The sequence below is a fragment of the Streptomyces sp. NPDC002265 genome (genome assembly GCF_040296125.1).
GTDB lineage: Bacteria > Actinomycetota > Actinomycetes > Streptomycetales > Streptomycetaceae > Streptomyces.
The window spans coordinates 13,795-27,785 of sequence record NZ_JBEOWS010000092.1 but is presented as its reverse complement, the minus strand read 5'-3'; the positions used below and the strand labels follow the sequence as shown (position 1 = coordinate 27,785).

Annotated in this window: 8 protein-coding genes; 5 read left to right on the top strand and 3 right to left on the bottom strand. The window is 73.8% G+C overall.

The annotated features are described in order from the left end of the window. The first annotated feature begins 153 nt into the window (after nt 1-153). Both recN and ABT085_RS18260 read left to right on the top strand, forming a co-directional pair. Nucleotides 154-1,905, top strand: a complete 1,752-nt coding sequence (recN, locus tag ABT085_RS18265) for a DNA repair protein RecN (RefSeq protein WP_351608369.1) — start codon at nt 154-156, stop codon at nt 1,903-1,905. A gap of 576 nt (nt 1,906-2,481) precedes the next feature. Further along, nucleotides 2,482-3,621, top strand: a complete 1,140-nt coding sequence (locus ABT085_RS18260; protein WP_351608367.1) for a glycosyltransferase family 4 protein — start codon at nt 2,482-2,484, stop codon at nt 3,619-3,621. Nucleotides 3,622-3,632: 11 nt separating this feature from the next. On the opposite strand, the gene ABT085_RS18255 is transcribed toward ABT085_RS18260, so the two are convergent. The 3 genes from ABT085_RS18255 to ABT085_RS18245 all read right to left on the bottom strand — a co-directional run bounded on the left by ABT085_RS18255 (nt 3,633) and on the right by ABT085_RS18245 (nt 8,702). Continuing rightward, nucleotides 3,633-5,312, bottom strand: a complete 1,680-nt coding sequence (locus ABT085_RS18255) for a PucR family transcriptional regulator (protein ID WP_351608364.1) — start codon at nt 5,310-5,312, stop codon at nt 3,633-3,635. A 132-nt stretch (nt 5,313-5,444) separates the two neighbouring features. Continuing rightward, nucleotides 5,445-6,827, bottom strand: a complete 1,383-nt coding sequence (locus ABT085_RS18250; protein ID WP_351608361.1) for an FAD-binding protein — start codon at nt 6,825-6,827, stop codon at nt 5,445-5,447. 69 nt (nt 6,828-6,896) lie between these two features. Continuing rightward, on the bottom strand, nt 6,897-8,702 hold the full coding sequence (locus ABT085_RS18245; RefSeq protein ID WP_351608374.1) for a glycoside hydrolase family 15 protein: 1,806 nt from the start codon (nt 8,700-8,702) through the stop codon (nt 6,897-6,899). Nucleotides 8,703-9,334: 632 nt separating this feature from the next. Here ABT085_RS18245 and pyrG point away from each other — a divergent pair. From pyrG to ABT085_RS18230, 3 genes are all read left to right on the top strand, one after another. Next, nucleotides 9,335-10,999, top strand: coding sequence for a CTP synthase (gene pyrG / locus ABT085_RS18240; protein WP_351608358.1), 1,665 nt, complete (start codon nt 9,335-9,337; stop codon nt 10,997-10,999). A gap of 120 nt (nt 11,000-11,119) precedes the next feature. Next, nucleotides 11,120-11,746: an NUDIX domain-containing protein gene (locus tag ABT085_RS18235; protein WP_351608355.1), complete on the top strand. Its 627-nt coding sequence runs from the start codon at nt 11,120-11,122 to the stop codon at nt 11,744-11,746. 170 nt (nt 11,747-11,916) lie between these two features. Further along, nucleotides 11,917-13,974: a tetratricopeptide repeat protein gene (locus ABT085_RS18230; RefSeq protein WP_351608352.1), complete on the top strand. Its 2,058-nt coding sequence runs from the start codon at nt 11,917-11,919 to the stop codon at nt 13,972-13,974. Nucleotides 13,975-13,991: the final 17 nt, after the last annotated feature.

Below are 13,991 nucleotides of genomic sequence, written 5' to 3'. Positions count from 1 at the left end.
GTGCGGACCGGACAGCCCCCCGCGGGAGCGGGCGGACGGGATCGGCCCCCGCGGGAGCGCGGAGGCCGGGAGCCCAACGAGGATTACCCCGGGCAGGTAACGCTCGGCACTCGTTGCAGGGGGCGGCGTCGCACACGGCCCGGAAAACCTCGTATGGTCGGGTGCGTGTTGGAGGAAATGCGGATACGGTCTCTCGGGGTCATCGACGACGCTGTCGTCGAGCTGTCGCCCGGGTTCACCGCGGTCACCGGTGAGACGGGTGCGGGCAAGACCATGGTGGTCACCAGCCTGGGGCTGCTCCTCGGCGGGCGCGCGGACCCGGCGCTCGTGCGGATCGGGGCGAAGAACGCGGTCGTGGAGGGGCGGATCTCCGTGCCCGCGCACACGGCCGCGATCGTGCGCGCGGAGGAGGCGGGGGCCGAGCTCGACGACGGGGCTCTGCTGATCAGCCGTACCGTTTCCGCGGAGGGGCGCTCGCGTGCCCATCTGGGCGGGCGGAGCGTGCCCGTCGGGATGCTCGCCGAACTCGCCGACGAACTGGTGGCCGTCCACGGACAGACCGACCAGCAGGGGCTGCTGAAGCTCTCGCGGCAGCGGGCGGCGCTCGACCGTTACGCGGGCGACGCCGTCGCGGGGCCGCTCGCCAAGTACACGGAGGCCTACCGGCGGCTGCGGGCCGTCGCCGCCGAGCTCGACGAGATCGTCACCCGTGCGCGTGAGCGGGCCCAGGAGGCCGACATGCTGCGCTACGGCCTCGACGAGGTCGCGGGTGTCGAGCCGCGTGCCGGTGAGGACGTGGAGCTCGCCGAGGAGGCGGAGCGGCTCGGGCACGCGGAGGCGCTGTCGTCGGCCGCCACGGCCGCACACGCCGCTCTCGCGGGCAACCCGGAGGATCCCGAGGGCATCGACGCCGCGACGCTCGTGGCGGGCGCACAGCGGGCTCTGGAGGCCGTACGGTCGCACGACCCCGCGCTGGCCGCGCTGACCGACCGGATCGGGGAGATCGGGATCCTGCTGGGTGACGTGGCCGGGGAGCTGGCGGGCTACGCCGACGACCTGGACGCCGACCCGCTGCGGCTGGCGGCCGTCGAGGAGCGCCGGGCGGCGCTCACCGCGCTGACCCGCAAGTACGGCCGGGACGGCCAGGACATCGCCTCCGTGCTGGCCTGGGCCGAGCAGGGCGCGGGCCGGCTGACCGAGCTGGACGGCGACGACGAGCGGATCGGCGAGCTGACCGCCGAGCGGGACGCGCTGCGCACCGAACTCGGGGGGCTCGCCCAGGCGCTGACGGACGCCCGGACGGAGGCGGCCGAGCGGTTCGCGGCGGCCGTGACCGCCGAGCTGGCCTCGCTGGCCATGCCGCACGCGCGCGTGTCGTTCGACCTGCGCCAGACGGAGGACGCCGAGGGCGTCGAGGTCGGCGGACGCACGGTCGCGTACGGGCCGTCCGGCGCCGACGAGGTGGAGCTGCTGCTGGCCCCGCACCCGGGTGCCCCGCCGCGGCCCATCGCCAAGGGCGCGTCCGGCGGTGAGCTCTCGCGCGTGATGCTGGCGGTCGAGGTCGTGTTCGCCGGGACGGACCCGGTGCCGACGTACCTCTTCGACGAGGTCGACGCCGGTGTCGGCGGCAAGGCGGCGGTGGAGATCGGACGGCGGCTGGCCCGGCTCGCGAAGAGCGCGCAGGTCGTCGTCGTCACCCATCTGCCGCAGGTGGCGGCCTTCGCGGACCGGCAGCTGCTGGTGGAGAAGACCAACGACGGATCGGTGACCCGCTCCGGCGTGAAGGTGCTCGAAGGGGAGGACAGGATCAGGGAGTTGTCCCGGATGCTGGCCGGCCAGGAGGACTCGCAGACGGCGCGGGCCCATGCGGAGGAACTGCTGGCGGCGGCCCGCGCGGACGCCTGAGCGCTTCGCTCGAGCGGCTCGGCCGGGGAACTCCGGCCGGGCCGAGCGGACCGGCAGGGCGCGCCGGGCTCCGGGCTCCGGGCCCGGTCCGCCGGGCGCGCCTCGGGTCTGCCCCGCACTCCGGGACCGCCGGGCGCTTTACGCTCCGGGTCCGTCCGGCGCTCCGGCCGAGCGGACATGCCGGCGCTCCGGCTGAGTGGATCGGCCGAGCGGTTCGGCCGGGCACCGCGGCCGGGCGTGTCCGCCGGGCAGGTCCGCCGCGCGGATCCGCCTCGGTGCCGCACCTGCCCGGCAGTCGTACTCGCCGCAGGGGTGCGCACGCGCCGCAGGGGCGCAGGCACCGCAAGGCTGCACACGCGCCGCAGGGCTGTGCCCGGGCACGGCAGATTCACTCGGGTGAGTGATGCGTGCGGTCGGGCGGGGAGCAGTCCGACTCGTCGGGGTTCCCGGAACACCCGTACGTGCTGGCATCCTTGGCGTAGGACATGAGAGGGAATCGCGCGGTGCACCCCGCGCGCCCTGTCCTTCTGTATTTTCGTCGTGACCGTCCGACGCCGAACCAGGAGCCCCGGCCGCGTGAGCCCCGTCAGCCGCCCCTCGCCGCACGGCCGGTCGCCGCTGCGCACCGTGCAGGTGCTGGGCGGAGGCAACGCCGGCAGCAGCACACATGTGCGTTCCCTGGCCTCGGGGCTCGCCGCGCGGGGCGTGCGGGTCACGGTGTGCGCCCCCGCCGAGGCCGATCACCTCTACGACTTCACCGGAGCCGGCGCCGAACACGTGCACGTGCCACGCAGCAGCGACCCGGGGGCGGTCGCCGCGCTCCGGGCGGCCTGCACCGACGCCGACCTGGTGCACGCGCACGGGCTGCACGCCTCCTTCCGGGCCGTGCTCGCCCTCAGCGGGCGGCACACCCCGCTCGTCGTCACCTGGCACGACCGCGCGTACGCCGAGGGCGCCCGCGCCCATCTCGTACGGCTGCTGGAGCGCCGGGTGGTGCGGGCCGCCACGGTGGTGCTCGGCACCACCTCGTCCCTCGTGGACCGGGCCCGTCGCACGGGCGCCCGGGACGCGCGGCTCGCCGCGGTCGCGCTGCCCGGGCCACCCGGCGGTCCGGCCGAGCCGGACGACCCCGACCGGCACCGCTCCAAGGTCCGGGCCGAACTCGGCGCCACCGGCCGCCCGTTGCTGATGGCCGTCGGCTCCCTGGAGCCGCACCGGGGCTATCGGGTGCTGCTGGATGCCGCGCGGGCCTGGCGGGGACTCGACCCCGAACCGCTGGTCGTCGTCGCGGGGGAGGGGTCGCTGCGGGCGGTGCTCCAGCGCCGTATCGAGGACGAGGCACTGCCGGTGCGGCTCCTCGGCCGCCGCGACGACGTGGGCGAGCTGATCGCCGCGGCCGACCTGGCGCTGCTGACCGGCCGGTGGGAGGCGCGGTCCGTGTTCGCGCAGGAGGCGCTGCGGGCCCGCGTCCCGCTCGTCGCGACCGGCGTCGGCGGAACCCCCGAACTCGTCGGCGACGCGGCCGAACTGGTGCCGTACGGCGACGCCGAGGCCCTCTGCGACGCCGTCCTGCGCCTGCTGGGCGACCCCGGGCGCCGGGCGCTGCTGGCCGACAAGGGCGTGCGGCAGGCGGCGACTTGGCCGACCGAGGACGAGACCGTCAACCAGGTGCTCAGCGTCTACGACGAGTTGACGCAGCCGACGCCGCTGCCCTGAGCGGCCGCCGCTCAGGGCACATGCCGGCGCGCCCGCAGGGCCAGGCTCAACACCAGGACCGTCTGCGGGTCGTCGAGGTCCGTGCCCAGCAACTCGCCGATGCGGGCGAGGCGGTTGTACAGCGTCTGACGGTTGAGATGGAGTTCGCGGGCCGTCTCCGCCTTGCGGCCCGCATGGGCGAGATACGTCTCCAGCGTCGGCAGCAGCGGCGGCCTGGCGCGGTTGTCGTGCTCGCGCAGCGGGCCGATCGCCCGGTCCACGAAGGCCGCCAGGTCGGGATGGTCCCGCAGGCGCCACAGCAGCAGGTCGATGTCGAGGCGGCGGGCGTCGTACCAGGGGCGGCCGGGCAGCCCCTGGGCCGCGGTCGCCGTCTCCGCCGCGTGCCGCAGGCCCGCCGACGCCGCCGCCCAGCCGCCGGCCATCCCGACGACCACGACCGGCTGCGGGGCCCCCGGCCGCTGCATGCCCGCCCGCTCCGCCCCGGCCCGCAGCGCCGCCGCGACCCGGTCGGCGACCGCCGGCCGCTCCGACTCCGAGCGCAGGCCCAGCAGCAGCGGGACCCGGCCCTCGACGGGTCGTACGCCGAGCAGGACCGGCACTCCCACGGACGCCAGCTCCTCGGCGACCGCGCGCGCCAGCACCGCCCAGCCGCCGGCCGGGGAGAGCGCGTCGCCCAGCCGCATGACCACCGGCAGCAGGGGGCTGTCGCCCGGCTTGAAGCCCAGTACGCGGGCCTGCGCGGGGGCGTCCGCCGCGGCGATGCGGCCCTCGGCGAGATCGGTCAGGAAGTCGCCGCGGCCGCGCGCCGCCAGCTCCTCCTCCTGGCGGGCCTGCATCAGGACCACGGCGAGGATGCCCGCGGCCCGTTCGGCGGCGATCCGGTGCACGGGAGCGAGCGGGCCGAGCACGGGCAGCAGCACCAGCCGGGCCCGCACCGAGCCGGTCCCCGGCCCCCCGCCGGGCACGTCGACGAGCACCGAGCCCGACGGCGGCGGAGTGTCCCTGTGCTGGCCGCGCAGCCCCTCCCACACCTGGAGCGGATCCGCGCCCTCTGGACCCGCCCCGGCGGCGTACAGGAGGCGTCCGTCGGTCGTCTCCAGGAAGACCGGGTTGCCGCTGAAGTCGGCCAGGATGCCGAGGACCTGCGGGATCCCGCCGCCGCCCAGCAGGGCCTCGGTACATCGGCGGTGCACCTCCTCGGCCCGCTGGAGCAGGGCGTAGTGGCCGTTGACGATCTCCGTGTGGATCTCCTCGGTGACCGCCACGAACGGCACCTCGCGGTGCAGCTGGACCAGCGGGAGACCGGCCGTCTGCGCGGTCTCGACCAGGGCGGCGGGCAGCCGGGTGAAGCGCGGCCCGAGCTCGACGACCAGGGCCGCGATGCCGCGCTCGGCGAGGGTGCGCACGAACGCGCGCTGGTCGGCGGGGCGGGTGCCGATTCCGTACCCCGTGGTCAGCAGCAGTTCGCCGCCCTTGAGCAGGGAGGCGATGTTCGGCACCTCGCCCGCGTGCACCCAGCGCACGGTCCGCGACAGCCGGTCGGCGCCCGCGAGGACCTCCGGGAGCCCGCTGCGCAGCCCCGGCAGCTCCAGCGCGCGCTGCACGGTGATCCCGGCGCCCTGGCTGTCGAATCGTCGGTCCCGGGGGCCGTCCGTGCGGCCGTCCGGGTGATGCTCGGTGCTGCTGTCCATGCACGGACGCTACCTGCGCGGACGTCCGGACGACATCCCCGCCCCGGCCGCCGCGGGCCGCGACCCGCGGAAACGGCCGCCGCGGGCCGGGACCCGTGGAAACGGCCGGCATGGGCCGCGACCCGCGGAGACTCAGAGCGGCCGGATGTTGTGGTTGAACCGGAAGACGTTGTCCGGGTCGTACCGCCGCTTCAGTTCGCCGAGCCGCCGGCCGTTCTCCGCGCCGAGGCCGGCCTCCACCCGTTCCGAGCCTTCGTCGCCGATGAAGTTGAGGTAGACCGCGCCGGTGCTCCACGGCCGGACACCGGCCCGTACGCTGCGCACCCACGCCACGGCCCGCTCGTCGTCGGCGGGGTCCTCCCAGACCCCGAACGGGTGCACCGCCCACGGCGCGTCCCGGTAGGGCACCGGGTACTGCGCGGGCCCCTCGGCGATCGCGCCGCCCTGCGGGAACAGCACGTGCCGGGTGCCGGTCGGCACGGGCACGGTCTCCGCGAGGGCGCAGAAGACGTCCACCAGCTCGTCGGGCAGGCTCGCCGGGTACTCCGCCGACCAGTAGTTCCGCATCCCCGGCGGATCGTCGAACATGGTCTGGAAGTCGGCGTACGGCAGCTCGGCCACCACCTCCCCCTCGTGCGGCAGCGCCAGCAGCGGCTGGGCGAGCTTGCGCATGGCCTCCTCGGCGCCCGCGTACGTGAGCAGCGCGACGCACACGAGCCGCCCGACCAGGGGCGGCGGCACGAACTCCTGGGGCGGGCCGGTCAGGTACATCACAACGCCGCCCGCCTCGTGCGGAGCGGACCCGATGACGTCGCGGTAGGTGCGCACCACCTCCGGGCCGAACTCGGGGAGGTACAGCAGCACCGCGGCCGAGAACCGGGGCAGTTCATGGACCTTCAGGGTGAGCGCGGTGGCGACGCCGAAGTTGCCGCCGCCGCCGTGCAGGGCCCAGAACAGCTCGGGGTTCTCGTCGTCGTTGGCGTGGACGCGGGAGCCGTCGGCGGTGACCAGCTCGACACCCAGCAGATTGTCGACGGCCAGGCCGCACCAGCGGTCCAGCCAGCCGGTGCCGCCGCCCAGCACGAAGCCGGCGACTCCGGTGGTCGAGACCCGGCCGCCGGTGGTGGCCAGGGCGTGGGGCTGGGTGGCGCGGTCCAGATGGCTCATGGTGGCGCCGCCGCCGAGCCGTACGGCCTCGGACGCCGGATCGACGGTCACCTCGTGCATCCGGCGCAGATCGACGACGAGCGCGTTGTCGCCGAGCCCCATGCCCGCCACGCTGTGTCCGCCGCCGCGCACCGCGACATGCAGGTCCAGGTCCCTCGCGAAGCGCACCGCCCGGACGACATCGGCCTCGTCGGCGCACTGCGCGACGACGGCCGGGCGCCGGTCGATCATGGCGTTGAAAACGGTCCGGGCCGCGTCGTACCCCTCGTCCCCCGGGGCGAACACCTCGCCCGAGAGGTCCGCGCGCAGCGCCGCGAGGGCAGTGGCCGCCTTCGATGGGGGAGCCATGGCCGCCCCCTTCCCGATAGGGGTGTCTGTCCCATCCAGCCTAGGAGGGAGGCGGCCGTGCGGTCCGGTTCAGCCCGCGTAGGCCCCGGACGCCGTCAGACGCAGTGCCGTGTCGATCAGCGGGACGTGGCTGAAGGCCTGCGGGAAGTTGCCCACCTGGCGCTGGAGGCGGGAGTCCCACTCCTCCGCGAGCAGGCCCAGGTCGTTGCGCAGGGCGAGCAGCCGTTCGAACAGCTTGCGGGCCTCGTCGACCCGGCCGATCATCGCGAGGTCGTCCGCCATCCAGAACGAGCAGGCGAGGAAGGCGCCCTCGTCGCCCGGGAGCCCGTCGACGCCCTCGTGGCTGCCGTCGGTCGGGTAGCGCAGGATGAAGCCGTCCGAGGTGGACAGCTCGCGCTGGATCGCCTCGATCGTGCCGATCACGCGCTTGTCGTCCGGCGGCAGAAAGCCCATCTGCGGAATCAGCAGCAGCGCGGCGTCCAGCTCCTTCGAGCCGTACGACTGGGTGAACGTGTTGCGCTCCTTGTCGTAGCCACGCTCGCACACGTCCCGGTGGATGTCCTCGCGCAGCTGGCGCCACTTCTCCAGTGGGCCGTTCGCGTCCCCCGACTCGATCAGCTTGATCGTGCGGTCGACGGCGACCCAGGCCATCACCTTGGAGTGCACGAAGTGCCGACGCGGGCCGCGCACCTCCCAGATGCCCTCGTCCGGCTCGTCCCAGTGGTCCTCCAGGTAGCGGATCAGCTTCAGCTGGAGCAGGGAGGCGTAGTCGTTGCGGGCCAGGCCCGTCATGTGGGCCAGGTGCAGGGCCTCGGTGACCTCTCCGTACACGTCCAGCTGGAGCTGGTGCGCGGCGCCGTTGCCGACCCGGACCGGGCTGGAGTTCTCGTACCCCGGCAGCCAGTCCAGCTCGGCCTCGCCGAGCTCGCGTTCGCCCGCGATGCCGTACATGATCTGGAGGTTCTCCGGGTCGCCCGCGACGGCCCGCAGCAGCCACTCGCGCCAGGCGCGGGCCTCCTCGCGGTAGCCGGTGCGCAGCAGCGAGGAGAGGGTGATGGCCGCGTCGCGCAGCCAGGTGTAGCGGTAGTCCCAGTTGCGCACCCCGCCGATGTCCTCCGGCAGCGAGGTGGTGGGGGCCGCGACGATGCCGCCGGTGGGCGCGTAGGTGAGGGCCTTGAGCGTGATCAGCGAGCGGACCACGGCCTCCCGGTAGGGGCCGTGGTACGTGCAGTGATCCACCCATTCGCGCCAGAACTCCTCGGTCGCCTCCAGCTGCTGCTCGGGCTCGGGGAGTCCGGGCGGAGCGTGGTGCGAGGGCTGCCACGAGAGGGTGAAGGTGATCCGCTCGCCCGGGGAGACCGTGAAGTCCGTGTACGTCGTCAGCGACTCGCCGTAGGTCTCGGCGCTGGTGTCGAACCACACCGAGTCGGGGCCCGCGACGGCCACGGTGCGCCCGTCGTGCCGGTGCACCCACGGCACCACCCGGCCGTAGGAGAAGCGCATCCGGAGGGTCGACTGCACCGGTACGCGGCCCGAGACGCCTTCCACGATCCGGATCAGCTGCGGGGCGGCGTTCTCGCGCGGGGGCATGAAGTCGATCACCCGGACCGTGCCGCGCGGGGTGTCCCACTCGGACTCCAGGATCAGCGAGTCGCCGCGGTAGCTCCGCCGGTCCGCCGGGGGCGGCGTGGCGTCGGTGGAACAGGCCGGACCCAGCCGCCAGAACCCGTGTTCCTCGGTGCCGAGCAGACCGGCGAAGATGGCGTGCGAGTCGAAGCGCGGCAGGCACAGCCAGTCGACGGTGCCGTCCCGGCAGACCAGCGCCGCCGTCTGCATGTCTCCGATGAGTGCGTAGTCTTCGATGCGCCCGGCCACGTGCAACTCCAGTCGAACGGCCACGTCACCCCACGCGAATGGGGCGGTCGCTAGTGCGGTCAAAGGGTCGTTTGTCGTGCGTCGTTGAGCGGTGAAGCCAAGCAGCCGCTCAGCCGTGAGGCAAAACGCCGATCTTTGTTCAACGAACTGACGAGCTCTCGTTGTTCCGATGATGAGGGGGCGAGGGGTGGTGCCCTGGTGTCGGGCCGGGCTCGGCAGCGAGTGTCCGAGCAGGATACGACGCACGTAGATGATCTGCGTGCTGCTCCGGACAACGCGCCTGGGCCGAACGGGTGAGCAGTCGACGATGACCAGGTGACCGGCCTGTGTCCGGGGTCGCGATCAGGTCCGCGTCCGGGTACGTGTCCGGGCCCGCGTCCTGGTCCGCGCCCGTATCGGGTGCTGTGTCCGGCCCCGTGCCAAGCGCCGGGTCCGGCTCCGTGTCGGCGCGTGCGCGAAGCGTCGCCGGAAGCCATCTCCCCCAGGCGCTGATACGCTGGTAGCCCGTGGACCGGTGGTCGAGAAACCCCCGAACCGCAGCGACGGCGCCTCCCCGGAAACCGGAAATCTCCGGTCCGGACAGCAGCCGCACCGCACCCCCAGAACGCGACCACGGGAGCCCCCTCTTGGCCATGACGCCCAAATCCACGACGACCAAGCACATCTTCGTCACCGGGGGTGTCGCCTCCTCGCTCGGCAAGGGCCTGACGGCGTCCAGCCTCGGCATGCTGCTGAAGGCCCGGGGCCTGCGCGTGGTGATGCAGAAGCTCGACCCGTACCTGAACGTCGACCCCGGCACGATGAACCCCTTCCAGCACGGCGAGGTGTTCGTCACCAACGACGGCGCCGAGACCGACCTGGACATCGGCCACTACGAGCGTTTCCTCGACCGCGACCTGGACGGCTCCGCGAACGTCACGACCGGTCAGGTCTACTCGACGGTCATCGCCAAGGAGCGGCGCGGCGAGTACCTGGGCGACACGGTCCAGGTGATCCCGCACATCACCAACGAGATCAAGCACCGCATCCGCCGGATGGCGACCGACGCGGTCGACGTCGTCATCACCGAGGTCGGCGGCACGGTCGGCGACATCGAGTCGCTGCCGTTCCTGGAGACGGTCCGCCAGGTCCGCCACGAGGTCGGCCGGGACAACGTCTTCGTCGTGCACATCTCGCTCCTGCCCTACATCGGCCCCTCGGGCGAGCTGAAGACCAAGCCGACCCAGCACTCGGTCGCGGCGCTGCGCAACATCGGTATCCAGCCGGACGCCATCGTCCTGCGCTGCGACCGCGAGGTGCCCACCGCGATCAAGCGCAAGATCTCGCTGATGTGCGACGTCGACGAGGACGCGGTCGTGGCCTGCCCCGACGCGCGCTCCATCTACGACATCCCCAAGACCGTGCACGGCGAGGGCCTGGACGCCTATGTCGTGCGCAAGCTGGACCTGCCCTTCCGCGACGTGGACTGGACGACCTGGGACGACCTGCTCGACCGCGTCCACAACCCCGACCACGAGATCACCCTGGCGCTGGTCGGCAAGTACATCGACCTGCCCGACGCCTACCTCTCGGTCACCGAGGCACTGCGGGCCGGCGGCTTCGCCAACCGGGCCCGGGTGAAGATCAAGTGGGTCACGTCCGACGACTGCAAGACCCCGGCCGGTGCCGCGGCGCAGCTCGGTGACGTCGACGGCATCTGCATCCCCGGCGGTTTCGGCGACCGCGGTGTGCTCGGCAAGGTCGGCGCGATCCGCTACGCCCGCGAGAACCGGATCCCGCTGCTGGGCCTGTGCCTGGGCCTGCAGTGCATCGTGATCGAGGCGGCCCGCAACCTGGCCGACATCCCCGACGCCAACTCCACCGAGTTCGACTCGGGCACCGGACACCCGGTCATCTCCACCATGGCCGAGCAGCTCGACATCGTCGCCGGTGAGGGCGACATGGGCGGCACCATGCGGCTGGGCATGTACCCGGCCAAGCTGGCCGAGGGCTCGATCGTGCGCGAGGTGTACGACGGCAAGGAGTACGTCGAGGAGCGTCACCGGCACCGCTACGAGGTGAACAACGCCTACCGCGCGGAGCTGGAGAAGAAGGCCGGCATCCTCTTCTCGGGCACCTCGCCCGACGGCAAGCTCGTCGAGTACGTCGAGTACCCGCGCGACGTCCACCCCTACCTGGTCGCCACCCAGGCGCACCCCGAGCTGCGCTCGCGGCCGACCCGCCCGCACCCGCTGTTCGCGGGCCTGGTGAAGGCGGCCGTGCAGCGCAAGGTCGCGGCAGGGCAGGATTCCGAGTAACACACCGGTTGTACGGTTGCCGGGGTGCAAACCCTCAACGGGTGGGCACCCCGGCTTTTCCCGACGGCCGGTCTCCCGCGTGGTGCGCCGGTCCGTCCCGCACGTGTGGAAGGACAGGGCATGACGATCAAGGACACTCCCGAGCAGTGGGAGATCCGGGCGACGCAGACCCCCTTCGTGGGGAACAAGACCTCCGTCCGCACCGACGACGTGGTCATGCCCGGCGGCGCGGTGGTCCGCCGCGACTACCAGGTCCACCCCGGCTCGGTCGCCGTCCTCGCCCTCGACGAGGAGGACCGGGTCCTGGTCATCAAGCAGTACCGCCACCCCGTGCGCCACAAGCTGTGGGAGATCCCGGCCGGCCTGCTCGACGTGCCCGGCGAGAACCCGCTGCACGCCGCCCAGCGCGAGCTGTACGAGGAGGCGCACGTCAAGGCCGAGGACTGGCGGGTCCTCACCGACGTCTACACCACGCCCGGCGGCTGCGACGAAGCCGTGCGGATCTTCCTCGCCCGCGATCTGTCCGAGGCCGAGGGGCAGCGCTTCGAGGTGGAGGACGAGGAGGCCGACATGGAGTACGCGCGCGTGCCGGTCGAGGAGCTCGTGCGCGGGGTGCTCGCGGGCGAACTGCACAACAACTGCCTCGTCGTCGGCGTCCTGTCGCTGGCCGCCGCGCGCGCAGGCGGCGGCCTCGACGCGCTGCGGCCGGCCGAGGCGCCCTGGCCGGCCCGCCCCTTCGACGCCTGAGACCGCGCGCCCGCCCTTCCCGGCCACCGGTGTGACGATCGCCTGATCCGATCGAGGGATGTCCCCGCCGTGCTCCGCCGGGGAGGTCGCAGAGCGTGAACTAGGCTCTGGAGACGCCCGGACCGGAGACCCGGCGGGCTTGCGCGTGCGGTGGGACGGGAGTGTGGCCCGTGACGGATCAGGCGGTGGACACGGACGGCGTTCAGCTGTCGGGACGCACGCCGATGGAACGCCATTTCCTGGGCCGTACAAGGGAGTTGAAAGAGCTGCGCGCCGACATCGAGCGCGCGGGCCTGAACACCCTGGCCGGCCGCAAGGCACCGCGCGCGCGGGTGCTCCTGATCGCGGGCAAGCCCGGATCGGGCCGCACGGCGCTCGCCGAGGAGCTCGTTCGGGAAGTCGCGGACCGTTACGACGGCGGGGTGCTGCGCGCCCGGCTCAGCGAGCCCGACGGCACGCCCGTACCGGTCGAGCGCACCGCCCGCGAGCTGCTCGCCGCGCTGGACCGGCCGAGCCCGCCCGGCGCCGCCGAGGACGAGCTGAGCGAGGCCCTGCGGGCCGCCCTCGCCGACCGCAGGGCGGTGCTCCTGCTGGACGACGCGGCCGGTGCCGAGCAGGTCGACGCCCTGCTGCCGGACACCCCCGAGTGCCTGGTCGTGGCCGTCGCCGGGGGCCCGCTGACCGGGATCTCGGACGTCCGCCCGTGCACCATCGGCGGTCTCGACACGAAGTCCGCGCTGGAGCTGCTGACCCGCCACACCGGTTCCGTCCGCATCACGGTCGACCCGCGCGCCGCCGAGGGCCTGGTCGAGGAGTGCCGGGCCCAGCCCGCCGCGCTGCGGCTGGCCGGGGGCTGGCTCGCGGCCCGGCCCAAGGCCGCCGTCGCCGACCTGGCCAAGCAGCTGCACACGGAAGGCACGGACGGCACACCCCTCACCCGGCTGTTCCGGCTCGTGCACGCCTCCCTGCCCGCGACCGCCGCCCGGATACTGCGGCTGCTCTCACTCGCCCCGGCCGGCCTCGTCGACCCGCACACTGCCTCCGCCCTGGCCGGCTGCTCGGTGGACGGCGCCCGCACCGTCCTCGACGACCTCGTCGCCATGGGCCTGCTGCGGGCCGTGGAGTCGCCGCTGCCGCAGTACGAGGTCCCGGGCGCCCTGCACCCCCTGCTGAAGGACGCCAGCGAGGCCGAGGACCGGCCCGCGGAGCTCCAGCTGGCCCGCGCCCGGATGCTGGAGCGGACCGTACGGCTGTTGCAGTCCTGCCGGGCGATCACCGAGACGGACGACCCCGAGGGGCGCGAGAAGCTCCAGGCCATGCCCCGCGCGCTGCGCTTCCCCAGCCCCCGGGCGGCCGCCGAGTGGCTGACCGTGCGCAGACCCGCGCTGCTGGCCGCGGCCCGCCTCGCGGTCGCCGACGGCGAGCTGGACACCCTGGCCCGCCGGCTGATGTCCCAGCTGGTCAGGGCGATGGTCGCGCACTTCGGCACCCAGGCGGCGGCCGCCGACCTGTACGGCATCCACCGGCTCGTGCTCGATGTCGCCGAGCGCCGGAACCTGCCCCGGGAGAAGGCCGCGGCGCTGCTGAACCTCGCCGACGTGGACGCGCAGACCGGCCGCACGGCCGAGGCGCTGGTGCGCTACCGGGCCGCGCTGGACGCCGGACGCGAGGCGAACGACCCGTACGCGACCGGCCGCGCGATGGAATCCGTAGGCGGCGCGCACCTGGAGCTCGGCGACTTCGACCGGGCCGCCGACTGGTTCGGCCGGGCGCTGGCCCAGCGGCTGGCCCGGGACGAGCGCGCGGACGCCGCCCGGCTGTACGGCCGTATCGCCACCGCGCACACCTACGCGAGCCGCTACGGCGAGGCGCTGCGCCACTGGCGGGCGGCCGTCGCGGGGCACCGCAAGAACGGCGATGTGGGCGCCCAGGCAAGGGCGTTGAGCGAGCTGGCGCGGGTCCAGGAGTACGCGGGGCGGCCGGCGGAGTCGCTGCGCACCTGCCAGGAGGCGGTGGAGTGGGCGCGCCGCGCCGAGGACGTACGGCTCCAGGCCGCGCTCCAGCTGCGGCTGGCGGACACGCTGGAGCATCTGGGCGACCCGGCGGCCGCCCGCCTGCACCGCGGCGCCGCCGAGCGCATGCTGGGAGATGGGCTCCCCGAGAGCGACCCAGAGCCGGAACACGGCGCTAACGCCTGCGAAATCCGTAGTGCATCCGCAGAAGATTGAAGCATTGAAAGGCTAGA

What these genes read in the sequence shown, in the direction of transcription:
- ABT085_RS18250 (WP_351608361.1), bottom strand. Translation starts at nt 6,827, where the DNA reads ATGGCTCCCCCATCGAAGGCGGCCACTGCCCTCGCGGCGCTGCGCGCG.
- ABT085_RS18235 (WP_351608355.1), top strand. Translation starts at nt 11,120, where the DNA reads ATGACGATCAAGGACACTCCCGAGCAGTGGGAGATCCGGGCGACGCAG.
- recN (WP_351608369.1), top strand. Translation starts at nt 154, where the DNA reads ATGGTCGGGTGCGTGTTGGAGGAAATGCGGATACGGTCTCTCGGGGTC.
- pyrG (WP_351608358.1), top strand. Translation starts at nt 9,335, where the DNA reads ATGACGCCCAAATCCACGACGACCAAGCACATCTTCGTCACCGGGGGT.
- ABT085_RS18255 (WP_351608364.1), bottom strand. Translation starts at nt 5,312, where the DNA reads ATGGACAGCAGCACCGAGCATCACCCGGACGGCCGCACGGACGGCCCC.